At 64.4% G+C, this 17322-nt stretch carries 20 protein-coding genes; 10 read left to right on the top strand and 10 right to left on the bottom strand.

The genetic code is table 11. The features are described 5' to 3' along the window. Nucleotides 1-87: 87 nt before the first annotated feature. Nucleotides 88-765 carry a uracil phosphoribosyltransferase gene (gene upp / locus FGF80_RS00235; RefSeq protein WP_006185055.1) on the bottom strand — a complete coding sequence of 226 codons (678 nt, stop codon included), beginning with the start codon at nucleotides 763-765 and terminating at the stop codon, nucleotides 88-90. Nucleotides 766-1039: 274 nt separating this feature from the next. Here upp and FGF80_RS00230 point away from each other — a divergent pair, with 274 nt between their 5' ends. The 3 genes from FGF80_RS00230 to FGF80_RS00220 all read left to right on the top strand — a co-directional run bounded on the left by FGF80_RS00230 (nucleotide 1040) and on the right by FGF80_RS00220 (nucleotide 3203). Next, on the top strand, nucleotides 1040-1762 hold the full coding sequence (locus FGF80_RS00230; protein WP_238705317.1) for a hypothetical protein: 723 nt from the start codon (nucleotides 1040-1042) through the stop codon (nucleotides 1760-1762). A gap of 129 nt (nucleotides 1763-1891) precedes the next feature. Continuing rightward, entirely contained in the window at nucleotides 1892-2614 is a 723-nt protein-coding gene (locus FGF80_RS00225; protein WP_006185053.1) for a DUF5828 family protein, read from the top strand. 157 nt (nucleotides 2615-2771) lie between these two features. Then, nucleotides 2772-3203 carry a hypothetical protein gene (locus FGF80_RS00220; protein ID WP_138651507.1) on the top strand — a complete coding sequence of 144 codons (432 nt, stop codon included), beginning with the start codon at nucleotides 2772-2774 and terminating at the stop codon, nucleotides 3201-3203. A 98-nt stretch (nucleotides 3204-3301) separates the two neighbouring features. On the opposite strand, the gene FGF80_RS00215 is transcribed toward FGF80_RS00220, so the two are convergent. From FGF80_RS00215 to FGF80_RS00200, 4 genes are all read right to left on the bottom strand, one after another. After that, nucleotides 3302-4351 carry an amino acid ABC transporter permease gene (locus tag FGF80_RS00215; protein ID WP_138651505.1) on the bottom strand — a complete coding sequence of 350 codons (1050 nt, stop codon included), beginning with the start codon at nucleotides 4349-4351 and terminating at the stop codon, nucleotides 3302-3304. After that, on the bottom strand, nucleotides 4344-5075 hold the full coding sequence (locus FGF80_RS00210) for an amino acid ABC transporter ATP-binding protein (RefSeq protein WP_049908007.1): 732 nt from the start codon (nucleotides 5073-5075) through the stop codon (nucleotides 4344-4346). The genes FGF80_RS00215 and FGF80_RS00210 overlap by 8 nt, the downstream gene beginning before the upstream one ends. Before the next feature lie 110 nt (nucleotides 5076-5185). Continuing rightward, nucleotides 5186-6049 carry an amino acid ABC transporter permease gene (locus tag FGF80_RS00205; protein ID WP_006185049.1) on the bottom strand — a complete coding sequence of 288 codons (864 nt, stop codon included), beginning with the start codon at nucleotides 6047-6049 and terminating at the stop codon, nucleotides 5186-5188. Nucleotides 6050-6063: 14 nt separating this feature from the next. Next, a complete protein-coding gene (locus tag FGF80_RS00200) occupies nucleotides 6064-6891 on the bottom strand; it encodes a basic amino acid ABC transporter substrate-binding protein (RefSeq protein ID WP_138651503.1) in 828 nt (275 codons plus the stop codon). A gap of 199 nt (nucleotides 6892-7090) precedes the next feature. Here FGF80_RS00200 and FGF80_RS00195 point away from each other — a divergent pair, with 199 nt between their 5' ends. Together FGF80_RS00195 and FGF80_RS00190 are read left to right on the top strand one after the other, a co-directional pair. Next, nucleotides 7091-8287 carry an inorganic phosphate transporter gene (locus tag FGF80_RS00195; protein ID WP_138651501.1) on the top strand — a complete coding sequence of 399 codons (1197 nt, stop codon included), beginning with the start codon at nucleotides 7091-7093 and terminating at the stop codon, nucleotides 8285-8287. Nucleotides 8288-8336: 49 nt separating this feature from the next. Further along, nucleotides 8337-9194, top strand: a complete 858-nt coding sequence (locus FGF80_RS00190) for a hypothetical protein (RefSeq protein ID WP_138651499.1) — start codon at nucleotides 8337-8339, stop codon at nucleotides 9192-9194. A gap of 87 nt (nucleotides 9195-9281) precedes the next feature. Here FGF80_RS00190 and FGF80_RS00185 read toward each other — a convergent pair whose 3' ends face one another. Beyond that, nucleotides 9282-10697: a hemolysin family protein gene (locus FGF80_RS00185; protein WP_138651497.1), complete on the bottom strand. Its 1416-nt coding sequence runs from the start codon at nucleotides 10695-10697 to the stop codon at nucleotides 9282-9284. A 112-nt stretch (nucleotides 10698-10809) separates the two neighbouring features. On the opposite strand from FGF80_RS00185, the gene FGF80_RS00180 reads away from it, so the two are divergent. The 4 genes from FGF80_RS00180 (at nucleotide 10810) to FGF80_RS00165 (ending at nucleotide 12604) form a co-directional block, all read left to right on the top strand. Then, complete coding sequence (locus tag FGF80_RS00180) at nucleotides 10810-11115, top strand: glutaredoxin family protein (RefSeq protein ID WP_006185044.1); 306 nt, start codon at nucleotides 10810-10812, stop codon at nucleotides 11113-11115. Beyond that, nucleotides 11115-11630 carry a redoxin domain-containing protein gene (locus FGF80_RS00175; RefSeq protein WP_006185043.1) on the top strand — a complete coding sequence of 172 codons (516 nt, stop codon included), beginning with the start codon at nucleotides 11115-11117 and terminating at the stop codon, nucleotides 11628-11630. The genes FGF80_RS00180 and FGF80_RS00175 overlap by 1 nt, the downstream gene beginning before the upstream one ends. A gap of 54 nt (nucleotides 11631-11684) precedes the next feature. Next, a complete protein-coding gene (locus FGF80_RS00170; RefSeq protein WP_006185042.1) occupies nucleotides 11685-12272 on the top strand; it encodes an L-threonylcarbamoyladenylate synthase in 588 nt (195 codons plus the stop codon). 119 nt (nucleotides 12273-12391) lie between these two features. Beyond that, complete coding sequence (locus tag FGF80_RS00165; protein ID WP_006185041.1) at nucleotides 12392-12604, top strand: hypothetical protein; 213 nt, start codon at nucleotides 12392-12394, stop codon at nucleotides 12602-12604. Between the two features lie 25 nt (nucleotides 12605-12629). On the opposite strand, the gene FGF80_RS00160 is transcribed toward FGF80_RS00165, so the two are convergent. Next, a complete protein-coding gene (locus FGF80_RS00160; protein ID WP_138651495.1) occupies nucleotides 12630-13316 on the bottom strand; it encodes a CRISPR-associated protein Cas4 in 687 nt (228 codons plus the stop codon). Between the two features lie 192 nt (nucleotides 13317-13508). After that, nucleotides 13509-14099 (bottom strand): hypothetical protein, encoded by a 591-nt coding sequence (locus tag FGF80_RS00155; RefSeq protein ID WP_006185039.1) that lies wholly within the window; start codon nucleotides 14097-14099, stop codon nucleotides 13509-13511. A 181-nt stretch (nucleotides 14100-14280) separates the two neighbouring features. Between FGF80_RS00155 and FGF80_RS00150 the strand changes: the two genes are divergently transcribed. Next, nucleotides 14281-16485, top strand: a complete 2205-nt coding sequence (locus FGF80_RS00150) for a (Fe-S)-binding protein (protein ID WP_138651493.1) — start codon at nucleotides 14281-14283, stop codon at nucleotides 16483-16485. Between the two features lie 79 nt (nucleotides 16486-16564). On the opposite strand, the gene FGF80_RS00145 is transcribed toward FGF80_RS00150, so the two are convergent. Beyond that, entirely contained in the window at nucleotides 16565-17005 is a 441-nt protein-coding gene (locus FGF80_RS00145) for a type II toxin-antitoxin system VapC family toxin (RefSeq protein WP_006185036.1), read from the bottom strand. Next, entirely contained in the window at nucleotides 17002-17280 is a 279-nt protein-coding gene (locus FGF80_RS00140) for a hypothetical protein (protein ID WP_138651491.1), read from the bottom strand. The genes FGF80_RS00145 and FGF80_RS00140 overlap by 4 nt, the downstream gene beginning before the upstream one ends. Between the last annotated feature and the right edge of the window lie 42 nt (nucleotides 17281-17322).

Raw genomic sequence — 17322 nt, 5'->3', positions numbered from 1 at the left:
CGACGTACTCCATAGGAGGCCCGGTTCGGGGGACCCGCAAAAGTCCGTCGCCACCCGTTCGCTCGGTGACAGTCGGCGGTCGAGCGCTCAGGTCGTTCGGAACGCGCGGTCACCGGCGTCGCCGAGACCGGGGATGATGAACCCATCGTCGTCGAGGCGGTCGTCGATCGACACCGTCAGCAGGTCGGCCTCGTCGAACTCGTCGTTGACCCGAAGCAGCCCCTCCGGTGCCGAGACCGCAGAGAGGACGATCAGGTTCTCCGGTTGGACCGCGTTCTCGACGACGTGCTCGAGGACGGTACACATCGTACTTCCCGTCGCGAGCATCGGATCGGCGATGATGACGGTGTCTTCCTCGTGAATTTCGGGCAGTTTCACGTAGTCGACCGAGATCGGGAAGGAACCGTCCTCCGCGCGGCCGGCTTCCTCGTCGCGGCTCGCGCTGATGACGCCCTGTCGTGCCCGCGGGAAGGCCTTTAGCAGTCCCTCGACGAACGGCGTTGCCGCACGCAAGACGTTGATGATGACGACGTCGTCGAGCCCGCGGACGCGCTCGCCCATCGTCTGCTCCAGGGGCGTCTCGATCTCGACGTACTCGGTCTCCATTCGACCGTCGATGATCTCGTAACCACAGATCCGGCCGAGTTTGACCAGCCCCTTCCGGAAGCTGACCTGCTCGGTCTCGACGTCGCGCAGGTGCGAGAGCGTGTCCTTCGCCAGTCCATGCGTAATGAGATAGGCATTGTCCCGGTTTTCGATCGGCATACCCGTACAGCCACTCGCCGGGTAGTTCACAGTGTCGATCACCGGCGACCGTCTGTCAGCTCGCGATCCGAATCAGCGGTAGCGCAGGAAACACCACCTTGAAAGAGCTAATCCGTGATTACTGGGTCGAGCGTGGACCGGCGGTCCGAGTTCGCGTGTCGTCGTCACGAGGTGAAAACGGCGGTTTGCCGCCGGAAACGGTCGTAACGGTGCGTCCGGTTTAATCAACCCATCCGTGTAGCGCTCGATGCCTCATCACGGGCGCTGAACAACGATGGGACACCAGTACGAGCAACAGCAACGGCGAGGGCGGACCGAACAGCAGCCGACACGAATGCCCAGCGAGCGGACGATGAGCGGCAGCCAAGGAGCGCCGCAAGGAACGAACAGTGGCCAGCAGCCAATGAGGAGCGGACAGCGATCAATGGCCGGCGGCCAACAACCGCAATCGATGAGCAGCGGCCAACAGCCGCAGTCGATGAGCGGCGGCCAACAGCCGCAGTCGATGAGTAGCGGACAGCAACCGATGGCGGGACAGGAGATCCAGAGCGGGCAGTCGTTCGAGAACCACCTCACCAACGAGCTTCGGATCGCGCTCGAGGACTTCACCGAACTCTCACACGTCGCCGACTGGTGTGCGAAGATGTGCGCGTCGGAGGGACCACAGCTCGCGACGTGCGCGGCGATCTGTCGTGACATCGCGGAGTTGGCCGAGTTCAACGAGAAACTGATCGCGCGCGACTCGATGTTTGGCCCGGAGGTCGCGGACACGTTCGTCCGGATCGCCGAGGAGGGCCTGCCGGAACTCCGGCAGTTCCAGCAACACCCCCACGTTGCCGAGACGATTACCGTGATCGATCGGACGATAGACTCCTGTCTGACGCTACTCGAGACGGTCGAAGGCGGCCAGCAGATGGGGGGCCAGCAGATGGGCGGCCAACAGATGAGTGGGCAGGCGATGGGAACACAGCAGCCAAGCGGCGGCCGGACCAGATGATGACCGGCGGCCAGCAGCTGGGTGGCAAGGGAACGGACGGGGAGCGGTAGCTCCCTGCAGACCACCGCCGTCCAAGCGGTCGACGGGAGAAGTTTATACCTATCCGCACGCTACCACTCGCCCAGCCGAATGGAAGAGAGCATCTCGGGGTTCAAAGTTCGCGGTGACTGGGGCGACATCGTCGAACACGGCGAGCGCATCACGCGCGCGCTTCGAGACGTCGACGTCGACGATCCTGACGGAGAGACCGGTTCGCGCTTCGCGCGCGCCTTCGAGGAGTGGGAAGAGTGGCGTCCCAAAGCCCACGAAACCCTCGACTCCGACGTCAGCGAAAAAACCGCGGATCAGGCCAGCGTCGAAGAAGGAAAAGGCGAGAAAGCCGGGAAAGAGCCGGACGAGGACATCAAGACCGCCGGAGAGAAACTCTCGGAGTCCTACGAGCAACTCGAGGAGGACGACGCCGGGGCCGCGGTCGACAACTGGAAGGAATCAGTCGATTACGTCGCACGGGCAGCCGATTCGGCGAGCCGGAAGGCATTGCGCCGCGTCGAGGACACGGTCTATCAGAACGTGATGACCCAACTCGCGCCCTACTACTTCGACAACGAACTCGTCAGTGCCAACGTCCAGCAGTCGACGCGCAACGGCGGCAACGGCGAGCAGTTCGTCTTCGAGGTCAACGTCAACGACGACGAACTGAAAGAGGCGGTCTCCGACCGCCTCGCCGAGTACGAGGACGAGATCGACCGCTGGCACGTCGAAGTGGAGAAAAACACCGACGCAGCCGAAGCGATCGAGGGTGCGGAGCCGCCGCCGGATAACGGCGATAACTCGAAATCGACGACGAACTGACCGCTCGAACCGGTTCGAGTGAGAGGTGTCCGGCGGGAGTGCCCTCGAGAACGGCGGCGGCTCATCGACCGCAGTCCACGCAGTTGACTACTTTTTTAAATGAGATAGACGATATGTCTCCGGAGCGTGCATCTACGACAGCAGACACGTAGTGACGATGGTACTGGCGAGACCCACGACGCGAAGCGGTCTGCTCGAGCCGAATACAAATACAGCACCGCTCAGCGTCGGAATACTGGGATGGCTAGTCCTCATCAACGGAATTCGGATCGGTAGTCAAAGCATTAGTGGGGATAACCTCCTCGGGATCTGGCCAGCAATCGTCGTCGGTGTGTGTGCAATCGGTATCGGCTGGACGGTCATCACTGGCCGACCGATCGGTCTCGCCGGGGGAGTCCTCGGGTGGAGCTTGCACATTACATTGGGATTTTTTGGGATTCTCGACTCGGGGACTGTCCAAGACGATGTCGATCTGCTACTAAGTGTCGTGGCTGCCACATCACTCTGGCTGACCGGCCTATGGATTCTGTACAAACACAGGGCGTTCTTTCTCGAGCACGCCGCGGCCGATGCCGAGCCGGTCGAGTAAGTCGCCGCGTTCGCAGGCGTTCTCGCGTCGGAGTCACGCGTCGGTTCGTGGCGTGGGTAAACGGGGCCGACTCGAGCGGCGGACCGATAGCGAAGTCGCTACTCGTTTGGCTCCTGTTGGCGACCCTCGGCACCGCCGAGTCCCGGGACTGCGACGCGACGTTCCACGCGGCCCATGACGTTCGTCGCCGACAGCACCAGACCGAGATAGACGATCGCGAGCAGCCCGAAGATCGACGTGTACTCGAGGGTGGAAGAGGCGATGTCGTTGGCGCGATAGTACAGTTCGGGCACCGTGATGAAGCCCGCCAGCGAGGAGTACTTGATGAGGTAGACGAGTTCGTTCGTCCAGGCCGGAATCGCGTATCGGAGCGTCTGCGGCAGGACGACGTGGCGGATACCCTCGAATTGCGACAGGCCGAGCGCGCGCGCAGCCGTCAGCTGCCCCTCGTCGACGGTCTCGAGCGCGCCGCGAATGTACTCGGCCTGGTAGGCCGAGCCGTTGATCGTGAACCCGAGGATGGCGATCCAGAACGCGTACCCCGGGACGAACCCGCGTCCGACGACGGAGAAGTCGTTGAGCCAGGCCGACAACGGCAGCCCGTAGTAGAGAACGAACAGTTGCGCGAGCAGCGGCGTCCCGCGAATCAGTTCCGTGTACGCGAGCGCGAGCCACCGCATCGGGCCGCCGTAGACCCGCAGGATCGCGAGGGGAACTGCGATACAGAACCCGAGCGTGAGGCTGCTCAGCGTTAGGACGATCGTGTACCAAGCGCCGGTCGCCAGCGCCGGGCCGATGTCGACGCCGAGCGCCGCCGCATCGGCCGCGGATGCGAGCCAGCCGACCGGGACGCCGAGCGGGCCGAACGACCCGGCAGCGGACGAAAGCGACGCGGCCAACGCCTCGAGCGGGGCCGGCGAGAGGAAGGCCTCGCCGGCACCCGGGCCGATGCCCACGCGTGCGAGCACCCAGTCGTAGAGCCAGCGCGTCAGCAGCCAGCCCCAGAAGACGAGTCCGGCGAGCACGGCGAGCAGGTGCCCGGCGCGATCGAACGAACTGCGGAGTCGGTCACGGGCGGTCGGTCGCGGCTCCGTTCCGGCCACCGGGTCCCGCTCGGTCGCGGTCGTGACGTCGGTCCCCTCAGTCATGGTCGTGGCTGATGTTCTCGAAGAACTGCGCGGTCCGCTCGTGGGAGGGGTTCTCGAACAGTCGGTCGGGCGGCCCCCGCTCGACGATCTGCCCGTCGGCGAGGAACGTGATACCGCTGGCCGCGCCGCGGGCGAAGCGCATTTCGTGGGTAACGACGACCATCGTCATCCCCTCGTCGACGAGTTCGTCCATCACCGCGAGCACCTCGTTGCTCAGTTCGGGGTCGAGCGCGCTCGTGGGCTCGTCGAACAGCATTACCTCGGGGTCCATCGCCAGTGCGCGGGCGATCCCGACGCGCTGTTTCTGCCCGCCCGAAAGCTGTGCCGGGTACGAGTCAGCCTGGTCCGCGAGACCGACGCGGTCCAGTTCGGAATCGGCCCGCTCGCGGGCCGCTTCCGCGCTCATCCCCCGGACTTTCCGGAGGCCGAGGGTAATGTTTTTGCGGGCGGTGAGGTGGGCAAACAGGTTGATATCCTGGAAGACCATCCCGATCTGCTGGCGGATTTCGTTCGGGTCGGTCTCCGACGCCGTCACCTCGGTGTCGCCGAGATAGATATGGCCGCTGTCGATCTCGGTCAGGCGATTGAGACACTGCAGCAACGTCGACTTGCCGCTCCCGCTCGGGCCGACAAGCACCTCGACGTCGCCGCGGTCGATCTCGAGGGAAACGCCCCGCAGGACCTCCTCGGCCCCGTAGGACTTATGGAGGTTCTCGATCCGCAAGAGCGGGTCCGTCGCCGCGGTCGCGGACGACGGCGAAGCGGTCCGCTCGTCGCCGTCGCCCCGTTGTTCGTCTGCTGTGCGTCCGTCACCGTCGTTCGTCCGAGGAACTGTCACGACGAGTCACCTGGAATTGCGAAGTAGTTGCTTCCGTAGTCGAGCGTCCGATTAACGGCGAACGTCAGGACGAAGTAGATCAGACTCATAAAGAGGACGATTTCGAGGACTGCGGTGGTCTGCTGGAGGAACAGATCGTGGCTGCGCTTGAGCAGTTCGGCGAGGCCGATCGCGAACGCGATCGAGGTGTCCTTGAGTACGATCGTGAACTCGTTTTGGAACCCGGGAACGCTCCGGCGGAGCGCCTGGGGAACGACCACGTGTCGGATTCCTTCCAAGCGGCTCATCCCGATCGATCTGGCCGCGGCCAGTTGGCCCTCGTCGATGCTCTCCAAAGCGCCGCGGAAGATCTGTGACTGGTAGGCCGCGCTCCGGAAGCCGAGCGCGAGCGTCGCCGCCATGAAGGTATCCGGCACGCTCGTCGGCACGGTAAACGGCGTCGGCCCGAGTGCGGCGTCGACGGCCGTCAGGACCGCGACGATCGCGTTGATCGGAATCTCGATGGGCAACACGTAGTAGGTAAAGATCATGATGACGATGATCGGCGTTCCGCGCAGTACCACGCCGAACTTGCGGACGAGCGTCCGCAGGACACCGTCGCCGTACACCTCGATCGCACCCGCAGGAAAGCCGAGCAGGAAGCCGAGCACGAGGCTGGTCACTGTGAGGAGAACGGTCAATACCGTCCCCCCGAGCAGGTAGTCGGCATTCGCCGCAACGAACTCCCAATCACCGGCCTGGAGCGGCCCCGCTGCGACCGGATCGACCAGCGCCGGGACCGTCTCCGCGACGGCGAGGACTCCGTCCGGGCGGTGTGCAAGCGCTGCCAGGGACTGTCCCAGCCAGAGCGTGAGGTCCATCTATGATCTCTCGGTTAGCCGCTGAACCACTCTTCGGAGATTTCGTCGTACTTGCCGCTCTCGCGGACCGCAGCCAGCCCCTCGTTGAGCGCCTCGAGCAGGTCGTCGTCGTCCGGCCGGACGGCGAAGCCGAACTCCTCGCCGGTCTCCTGGACGAACGCGACTTCGACGTCGCGCTCGGACGCGAACGTTTCTGCGACCGGATCGTCGAGCACGACGGCGTCGATCGTTCCGGATTCGAGTTCCTCCGTCGCCAACACGTAGTTGTCGTAGGAGCTGAAGTCGCTCTCGGCGATCAGGCCGGCTGCGATCAGGTCGTCCTTGACGAGCACCGCGCCGGTCGTTCCGCTCTGGGCACCGACGGTCGTTCCCTCGAGGTCCGCGAGCGACTCGGGTTGAAAGTCGCCGCCGGACTGGACGAGGATCGCCTGGTCGGCGCTGTGGTACGGGTCGGTGAAGTCGAAGGACTCCTGGCGCTTCTCGTTGATCGTCATTGCCGCGGCAATGACGTCGATCTTGCCGTCCTTGAGGGCTGGCGGGAGCCCGTCGAACCCCTGGTCTTTCCACTCGGCCAGTTCGTACTCGGTCTCGCCGACGATGGCCTCGAGCAGGTCGATGTCGAACCCGACCAGATCGCTCCCCCGTTTCATCTCGAACGGCGGGAAGCCGGCGGCCGTTCCCGGGACGATCACGTTCTCGTCGTCGGGGTCCGGGGAGTCGCTGCCGCTGCTCTCGAGACAGCCGGCGAGTCCAGTGACAGCGATGCCCGCAGTACCCGACAGTTTCAGATACTGTCGGCGGTCGAGTGCGTCCGTTTCGTCCGTCCGTTCCATGTTCTCCATACCCGGCACTAGAATAGCAATGGTTTATGTGTTAAGATACGGCTCGAACGGGACTCAGGACGAGGCCGATCGACGATCGGGTCGGACCGACACGAACGTGATCGGGTCGAGCCGGTCCCGTACCGTGTGTTGTCGTCCGCTCTCCCGGCGGCAGGAGGTCGGCACACACTTGTAGGGGCCGCTAATAGGGACCGAGTAGATGGTCGATATCGCCACGTTCGGCACCTTTGCCGTGGCCGCAGTCGCGAGTCTCTTCATGGCCTGGGCGATCGGTGCCGGCTCGAGCGGCTCGACACCCTTTGCGCCGGCGGTCGGCGCGAACGCGATTTCGGTGATGCGGGCCGGCTTTCTCGTCGGCCTGCTCGGCTTCGCCGGGGCGGTCCTCCAGGGTGCGAACGTCTCCGAAGCGGTCGGCACGGAACTGATCGCCGGCGATGTCACGCTCTCGTCGATGGCGGCGACGCTCGCCCTACTCATCGCGGCCGGGCTGGTGGCGATCGGCATTTTCACCGGCTACCCGATCGCGACGGCGTTTACCGTTACCGGCGCGGTCATCGGCACCGGGCTCGCCATGGGCGGCGATCCCGCGTGGGCGAAGTATACCGAAATCGCTACGCTGTGGGTACTGACGCCGTTCGTCGGGGGCTCCATCGCCTACGCGGTCGCCCGCGCGCTCCGCGCGGAAGTGATCGCCGAGGAGTCCCTGATCATCGTGTTGGCCGCCATCGTCGGCGCGATCGTCGCCAACATCGAGTTCGCGATCCTCGGTTCGTCGGCGGGCGGCGGCGCGTCGATCGCACAGGCCTCGAGCACGTCGCTTCCGGGTCCGGCGGTCGTCGGCACCGCTCTCGCGACGCTCGCGATTGCGGCGCTGTGGGCGGTCGCGATCGGGGTCGACCTTCGCAACGGGACGGAGCGGGGCGAACGCCACTTCCTGCTCATCCTCGGTGGGCTCGTTGCCTTCTCCGCCGGCGGCAGTCAGGTTGGGCTGGCAATCGGGCCGCTGATCCCGCTCTCGAGCGACCTCGACCTGCCGCTGCTCGCGATGCTCGTCGGCGGCGGGTTCGGCCTCCTGATCGGATCGTGGACCGGCGCACCGCGGATGATCAAGGCCATTTCGCAGGACTACTCCTCGCTGGGGCCGCGCCGGTCGATCGCCGCGCTCATTCCCTCGTTCATCATCGCGCAGGCCGCCGTCTTCTACGGCATCCCGGTCTCGTTCAACGAGATCATCGTCAGTGCGATCATCGGGAGCGGCTACGCTGCGGCCGGTGCCGGTGGCGGTGTCAGCGCGCGGAAGATGGGCGTTACCGTCCTCGCGTGGATCGGCTCGCTGGCCGGCGCGATCACCGTCTCCTTTATCGGCTACACCACCGTCGCCGCGCTCGTGCTCTGATCCGTGCGACATCGAACGGTCTTTACCCGAGAGGTCGTGAGTTCGACGCATGGACGAGGACGCCGTCGACGGCACCGACACCGCCGACGAAACGATGCAGTGGCGGCGCGACGCCAGTACCTCACGCACCGTGCGACTCCTGTGGGCGTTCGGCGTCGGGACGTTCTTCGCCGCGATCGGGACCGTCGTCTGCTGGCGACTGTACAGGCTCGGCAGCGAGGCCGCGGGCGGCCCCGGCAGGACCGTCGTGCTTGCGTTCATCGCGGCGTTCGCGGCGACCGTTCTCGCACTGGCCGCCTCGAGCCACACCGAGGCCCATCTGGCGCGGATCGCCGAGGTCCTCCCCATCGACGCACCGGCGGGAACGAGTCTGAATCGTGCGATCGACGCCGCCGTCGGCACGGTCGTCATGGGAGCGGTCATCGGCGCGCTGATGGGCATCGGGCGGTACGTCTCACAAAACGAACTGCTGGCCGCCGGTGCCGGCCCGTTTACCGGCCTTGCCGCCCTGTTGATTCCGGGGGCTCTCATCGCACTCGTCCTCGCCTCGTTCCTGCAGTCGGTCGGGGCGTTCGACCGCGAGAAGGAGACGATCTACCTCTACGAACCCGAACAGCGAATCGATCTCGCGCTGGTCAACGCCGTGTCCAGCCGGCAGATTGGCGATACGGCCATCGTCTCCCTCGAGTACGAACAGCCCGACGGGCAGTACGTTGCGGGACCGCGCCGAATCGCCGTGCCACCCGCGATCGCCGTCGAAATTCGAGCGATCGTCAAGACGCGTCGACTCCGGTTCTCCGAGCGGGTCAGACGGCGGCTACGGGGTATCGGACGCCGACTGCGGCGTCTCGTCGGACGGCGGCTACGGGGTATCGGACGCCGACTGCGGCGTCTCATCGGACGGTGAGCAGTCGGCACCGTGTCGCTACGACGCAGGGGCGACGATGCCGTTTCAGTCGTCGGCAGCGAATCGTCGTGAGACGCCCCTCGTGAGCTACTCGAGCGGGCTGTCCGTCACGTCGCCGGCATCGGGTTCCTCCTCGACCGACTCGTTCCCGTCGGAGGCGGTCGCATCCGCCTCGAGTCTCGTCAGTCGGGCCATCATGATCCGGGTGTTTTCGACATCTTCGACGGTGATACGGACGCCGTCGTAGGTGATCTCCTCGCCTTCCTCGACGAGCCGCCCGGCGCGGTTGAAGATGAAGCCGGCGATAGTCTCGAACTCCTGTCCCTCGGGCAGATCGATCTCGAGCGCCTCGTTGACGTCCTCGATGTTGACCTCCCCGCGGACGAGGACGGTGTCGTCGTCTATCTCCTCGATGGGCTGTTCCTCACCGCCCTCGAGAATCTCGCCGATGATCTCCTCGATCATGTCCTCCATCGTCACCAGCCCCTCGGTGGTTCCGAACTCGTCGATGACGATCGCCATATGCATCCGGTTCTCCCGCATCTCGGTCAGGAGCTCGTCGACGTTCTTCGATTCGGGGACGTGCAGCGTCGGCTGGATGAGGTCCGCGAGCTCGAGTTCGCCGTCTTCCGCCTCGCCGTAGTTCAGGTCTCGGACGAGATCGCGGATGTGGACGACGCCTTGCACGTTGTCGAGGCTGCCCTCGTAGACCGGAATGCGGGCGTGGCCGCTCTGGATACAGGTCTCGATCGCTTCGTCGATACCGGCGTCTTTCGGGACCGCCGTCATGTCGAGACGCGGCGTCATCACCTCCTTGACGATGGTGTTGTTAAAGCGGAAGATACGCGTGAGCATCTCGTGTTCCTCCTCCTCCAAGACGCCCTCGCGCTCGCCGGACTCGATCATCTCCTGGATCTCGTCGCGGGTCACGTACGGCGACTCGATCGCGCCCGTCGACCCGATGAGGTTGTTGATCTGTCGGGTGAGGTAATCGAAAAGAACGATCAGCGGGAAGAGGAGGTACTCCGTGGCCTTCAGCGGTCTCGCGATGCGAATCGACCACGTTTCGGTGTTCTCGACGGCGTAGGACTTGGGGACGCTCTCGCCGAACAGGAGGACGAGGGCAGTGATCCCGAACGTCGCCAGGAAGACGCCGACCAGCCCACCGAAGTGGATCGACAGGATCGCCGTCGCGATCGAGGACATCGCGATATTGACGATGTTGTTGCCGACCAGGATCGTCACGAGCAGCCTGTGGGGGTCGTCCTTGAGCCCCTTGACCAGGCTCGCACCCGGGATATCGTCCTCGATCATTCCCTCGAGACGGTGTTTCGGGAGATTGAACATCGCGATCTCCGAGGACGAGAAGAATCCCGAAAGGGCGATGAGGACGACAATCGCGAGCGCGCCGACGACCGTCACCGTCGACTGATCGAACCCGACACCCACGACTGGGACCTCGTAGGCGGCCAACGGGACCGCAAACAGCGGAGACAACGCCATTGATATACAGCGTTATAGCTGGATCGGTTAACCGTTTCCCATTTTCTACCGACTCACGGCCATCGACGCCGGCGACGACACGTTTACCCGGGCGTTTCCCGTACGGGCGGCCATGAGCGAGACCGCCGAGCCACCGATCACGTTCTATCGACTGCAGGGCTGTCCGTACTGTGAGCGCGTTACCCGACTGCTAAACGAGTACGATCTCGCGTACCGCTCGCGGTTCGTCGAGCCGATGCACTCCGATCGCGACGTCGTCAAACGGGTCGCCGGCGTCCGGACGGTTCCCGTCGTGGTCGACGAGAACACCGGCGTCACCATGGCGGAGAGCGCCAACATCGTCGACTACCTCGAGTCCACCTACGGCGAGGGCGACCGCCCCGACGCGGCCGCGGCGAGCGCCGGAGGTGACGCCTGATGCCGGAGTTCGATGTCGTCGAGTTGGGGCCGGCGGATCATCCCGGCCCCGGCGCGGAAGCCCCCGACTTCACGCGGCCGCTCGTCACCGACGAGTTCTGGGAGGACCGGACGCTCTCGAGGCTCGTCAACGAGACCGATGGGTCGACTATCCTCGTCTTCACGCCGATGACCGGTTCCTTCCTCGCCACGTACGTCTGGGACGAACTCGCGGAGCGAAACTGGGACGACCGCGCGGGCCGGATCGTCGGCGTCACGGCCACGACACCCTACGGCATCAAACGCTTCCTCGACGACACCGAACACCCGTTCGCGTTCTTCGCCGACCCGAGCAACCGGGTGGCGGCGTCGTACGGCGTCGACCACGATCTCGACGGGATGACCGGTATCAGCGAACCCCGCGTCGCCTTCTTCGCGCTCGACGACGACCGCACGGTCGCGGGCGCGTGGGTCGCCACCGACTGGCCCGACTTCCCCGACTACGACGCGCTCGAGGCGGAACTCGGCCTCGAGTAAGGGCTCGAACCCGAACGATACCTTTTTGCTCGGCATCCGCCGACTTCGAACCGAATGAGCGAACTCGACCGCGCGGCCGACGCGATCGAATCGGGGGATCTCGTCGTCTATCCCACCGAAACGGTCTACGGCCTCGGCGGAGCGGCGCTCGAGTCCGAGACCGTCGAGCGCGTTTTCGAGGTAAAAGGACGCGACCGTACGAAGCCGCTCTCCTTCGCCGTGCCGTCGGTGCCGTCGGCGCTGCAGTACGTCCGTGCGACCGACCGGGAGCGGCGGTTCATGGCGACGTTCCTCCCCGGGCCCGTGACGGTGCTCTGTCGGCGACGGGCGGCCGTGCCGGACGAACTCACGGCGGGCCGCGAGCGCGTCGGCGTCCGCATCCCCGACAACGATCTCGCGCTCGCGCTCTGTGAGCGAGCCGGGACGCCGATCACCGCGACGAGCGCGAACGTCAGCGGCCGCGAGAGCGCCCGCCGACTCGACGACCTCGACCCCGAAATCCGCGAGGCGGCCGCAGTCGTCCTCGACGGCGGCCGAACCGACGGCGGGACCGAGAGTACCGTCGTCGACGTCTCGAGCGGGACGATCCACCGCCACGGAGCACAGGCCGACGAGATCGAGGCCTGGCTCGAGCAGCACTGACGGCGGGACGAATTGCGCCAGCGGAGCCGGGACGATCCGGCGGTGACAGCGCCGCTCGCGAACTGTCCGGCCGGGAAATGTTATGTGGTTTCGGCCGAATATATCTCGCATGTCTCCACATGAGCCGTCGTTCCCAACACACCGATTCGTGGGTTCGGACGCGCCCGGTTCTGTGGTCCGTCCTCGCTATCACCGTCCCCGGACTCGGCTATACCGTGAGCCAACTCGTGATCGCCGATCGAGCGCTCGCGAGTGCGGCACCGGTCGGCCTCGTCTTCGGTCTCGTCTTCGCCGCCGGGACCGCGCTCCTGAAAGTCGCGCTGGATCGGTAGGCGTCTCGAGGCGAGCCCGCATAGGCTACTCGATCCCCAACAACGATCGGAGCGTTCGCATCTTGACGCCACACTCCGCGGCGAACTCGCAGGACTCGCACTTCGAGCGGTTGGTCGTCCGCGCTGGTGGACCGTCCAACTCCCGGACCGCCCGGAGCGCGCTCCGATACTGTGCCGTCCGCCGCGTCGTCAATTCGAACGACCGGATCACGCCGTAGGCGGGATACTCGAGCCATGCCCGGTCGACCGTCTCCTGGTGCTCCCAGGCCAGCGCCTTCGCGGCCGCGACCGCGTGCACGGACTGGGGTTCCCAGACGCCGTTTTCGGGCGGCCGTCCCGACGAGATCAGCGTCGGCTCGAGCGGCTCGGCGAGGACCTTGTGAACGACGCCGTGACAGTGGCGGCCGGTCGCGAACACCGCTCGGTCGGCGGGGGTACAGAGACGCTCCCACTGACCCGCGTCGACGAGTCGCTCGCGGGTCGCCCCAAGCCGGTCGCGGTAGCGAGCGGCCGGGACGGCGATCGGTTCCTCGTCGAGGGCCTCCGGCGGGGACTCGAGCAGGTCGTCGTACCGGGTCGCAAGCGCCCGAACCGACTCGACCTCGGGCGGCGGCTCGCGATCCTCGTCCGGCAGCCGTCGCTGGTAGTAACACTTCCGCGGACAGTAGGCGGCGGTCCGCAGATCGCTAAACGAAACCGGAGTACGTGTCACAACCCGTCTGGTCCCGGCTTCGTATAAGAAGTCTCGTAGCGGGGCGGCGGACAGGTCACCGGACGGACCGGATCGTTGCGGCCGCGAACGAGTCCGACGGATGAGCGAGGGAGCCGACGATCTCGGGATGCTTCGAGTCACCCAGTCACGGGAAGCCGACGCCCGCTCACACGATCGCGGACAAAATCGGCCTCAGAATTCCACGTCGGTCTCCATGCCCTCCGTCGCGTCCTCGAGACCGTCCTCGCGGAGGTCGGAGGTCATGCGCTCGGAGAGATCGGCGTCGGCGAGGATGCTGTCGAACTCGTCGCGATAGCGGTCGTTCGCGGCTCGTGACTGGTCTTTCGCGTCGGCGACGCGGCGGTAGCGACGAATTCGGGCTTCGCTGACGTCGTACTCCGCGGCCAGCGTCGTGTCGTCCTCCTCGCGGTCGCGGATCGCCGCGAGATCGACCTCGTCGGCGTCGTCCTCCCCGACGAGATGCAACGACAGTCGCGCCTCGAAGACCTCGGCCGCCTCGACGCCGAGTTCGTCGGCGATTTCCGCGTCGCTAGTGCCGTCGTAGAAGGCTTTGGCGACCCGTATGAGTTCGTCGTCCGAGAGTTCCGTCTCGAACTCGTAGCGCTCGCGCATCTGCTGAACGACGCTCTCGAGCCGGTCCGCGTCGGATCGCTCGTCTCGTTCGAGGGACCCGCGGGTGTTCTCCTGCGATTCGGTGACCGTTTCCTCGCCGTCGGTGACGTCGGTGAAAATATCACGGAGTTCCTCGGTTTTATCGTTCATGGGTGGACACTCCAGACGGGAGTCTATTTAAGCCTGTTGCCAGATCACGTTGGGCGGCCGAGTCGCACATGGTCGACAATTATAAACTCGAAATAGTGCGGAAATTTTCGCAAGACGGCGTCGGGGTTGTCGCCGAGACGGTGTGACAAGAATTAAGTTACAGCCCTCCCCGTCATTGGACATGAACGCCTTCGCACAGTCGGACGTGGCCAGGGAGACGTACTGGGGGATCACCAGCGTCGAGTACGCGGTGTTCTACCTCCTTGCGTTTACCGCCATCGCCGTCTTCACCTACGGCGTCTATCAGCGGTTCGCCCGCTACGCAGCGGGGGACGACGATTCGTTCCCCCGACTCGATGACCTGCAGCACCGCGTCGTGAGCGCAACCAAGATCGTGCTCTCGAACGAGAAACAGTTCAACAGGGACCTCTACGGCGGTCTGATGCACTCGTTTATTCTGTGGGGCTTCCTGACGCTGTTCGTCGCGACGCTCATCCTGATGGCCGAGGAGTACGCCGCGAAGAAACTCCTCCACATGTCGTTTTGGAACGGCGACTTCTATCTCGCCTACCAGTTCATGGTCGACGCGCTGGGGCTCCTCTTCGTCGTCGGCATCGGAATGGCGATGTACCGCCGCTACTGGGTTCGTAACACTCGTCTCTGGGATCGACACACCTCCAACGAGGACGACGTCTTCATCTGGACGCTGTTCGCGCTCGGCATCGGCGGCTTCCTGCTCGAGGGATTCCGTATCTACATCGCCGGGATTCCGGACCACGAAATCGTGAGCTTCGTCGGCTACGGACTCGCAACGGTGTTCGATGGAATCGGCCTCCCGAGCACCGAAGCCGCAGTGGCCGCCGGCCCCGAGTACAGCGCGTCCGCCAATCTCGGTGCCAACGCCGAGACGCTCCACTGGCTCACGTGGTGGTCCCACTCGCTGCTCGCCTTCTTTTTCATCGCGTGGATTCCCTACGCCAAGCCTTTCCACATGATTTCCTCCTTTGCGAACGTCGTCACGCGCGACGAGAAAGCAGGGCAGCGCCTGCCCAACGTCCCGTCGGACCTGGACGCGACTAACGCCGACTCCATCGACGACTTCACCTGGAAGGAAATCCTCGATCAGGACGCCTGTACCAAGTGCGGTCGCTGTTCGTCGGTCTGTCCGGCCAAGGCTTCCGACCGCCCGCTCGACCCGCGGAACGTCATCCTCGACCTGAAATCCTACCGTGAAGAGGTTGCAGCCGGCGGCGAGGAGAAACCGATCATCGCCGACGGCGGCACCTCGGTGATCAACTCCGAGACGATGGACTCCTGTATGGCCTGCATGGCCTGTATGGACGCCTGCCCCGTCGAGATCGAACACCTCAAGAGCTTCACCCGGCTCAACCGCCAGCAGACCGATCAGGGTGACGTCTCCTCGAGCATGCAGGACGTCTTCCAGAACGTCATGCAGAACGGCAACACCTTCGGCGACTCGCCGCGCAACCGGGGCGACTGGGCCGACGAACTCGAGTTCGACGTCACCGACGCCCGCGAGGAGGAAGTCGACTACCTCTGGTACGTCGGCGACTTCCCGAGCTACGACGAGCGCAACAAACAGGTCGCCCGTTCGCTGGCGACGATCCTCAAAGAGGCCGACGTCAGCTTCGGCATCCTCTTCGACGACGAGAAGTTCGATGGCAACGACATCCGCCGCGTCGGCGAGGAACTGCTCTACGTCGAACTGGCCGGCCACCACGTCGAGACGTGGGAGGACTGCGAGTTCGACAAAATCGTCTGTACGGACCCCCACTCCTACAACACGTTCAAGAACGAGTATCCGGAGGTCAACTTCGACGAGTTCGCCGACGACCCGATGATGCCCTTCGAGTACGACGACCAGTGGAACGACGACGGCGAAATCGACGTCTACCACTGGACCCAGGCCGTCGAGGAACTGGTCGAGGAGGGCAAACTCGACCTGAACGGAACCGAACTCGATTACACGGTCACCTACCACGATCCGTGTCACCTCGGCCGGTACAACGACGAGTACGAGGCCCCGCGCGAACTCATCAAAGCGACGGGCTGTACGTTGGACGAGATGCCCCGCAACCGCAGCAACTCCTTCTGCTGTGGCGGCGGTGGCGGCGGCCTCTGGATGGACTTCGAGGAGGAGCCAAAGCCCAGCGAGGAACGCATTCGAGAGGCGCTCGAGGACACCGACGCCGGCAGCGGCATCGAGAAGTTCGTCGTCGCCTGTCCGATGTGCATGACGATGTACGAGGACGGCCGCAAGACCGGCGACTTCGAGGACGAGATCGAGATCGTCGACGTGGCCGAACTCATCGTCGAGGCCATCGGCAAGGCAGACGAAGCGCAGGTCGAAGTCACCGCCGACTAATCGGTCTCCAGTCGGTTCGGCAGCCGACGAATCGGATCCGCCTTTTGAATCGAACGAGGAAGTTCGAACAGCGGTCCCGTTACCCGTCGCCGATCATCGTCGGATCGATTCGATCGACGAGGCCGTCGAAATCGTCGTCGAAACTGAGAACAACGTCGATATCACTGTTTTCGACGAGCGCGACGAGGCTCGCGTCCGTGAAGCTGAGGTCATGGTCGTCGTAGCGGTCGAAAACGCGGACCGTTTGCTCGAATCGGTCGTCGGAGACGAACAGCATCTTGATCCGATCGGGAAACGGACCGCGCCCGGCGATCCGATCGCCGACAGTCCGTGCTTCGCGGTGACTGCCCGTCCGCAGTCGGGTGAGCGTCACCGCTTCGTCGTACACGTAATCGTTCGTATATAGTGCACCAAACTCACCGGTCAACGCGGCTTTCAACGCGTTCGTCGCTGCTTCGTGGTGTTCGTCCCGCTCGTTTTGAACGGCAACGAAAACACCGGTATCGACGAGGAGGCTCATTCGCCGTACAGTACCGCATCGATCCCGTCTTCGTTCGTTTCGACACCCCAGTCCGAACTGCCGGACAACCACTGCTCGATTTCGTCGTCCGAGAGCGGTTCGAAATCATCGCGGAAGGAATCGATCAGTTCGTCTTTTGATTCGTACGTTTCGGTTATGATTCGCTCGAGCAGTTCCTGTTGCGTCACTTTTCGGCCCGTCTCCAGGCGGATCTCGGCCTGTAGCTCCTCGAGATGGGACTTCGTCCGATCGGTGACTTTGACCGACGTGCTCATACACAGTAGTAGCGGATTCCACTAAAAATACGTTTCTCCCGA

Source organism: Natrinema pallidum (assembly GCF_005890195.1).
Classification (GTDB): Archaea; Halobacteriota; Halobacteria; order Halobacteriales; family Natrialbaceae; genus Natrinema; species Natrinema pallidum.
Note: the sequence above shows the minus strand (reverse complement) of the source record. Positions and strands in the feature narration are given on the sequence as shown.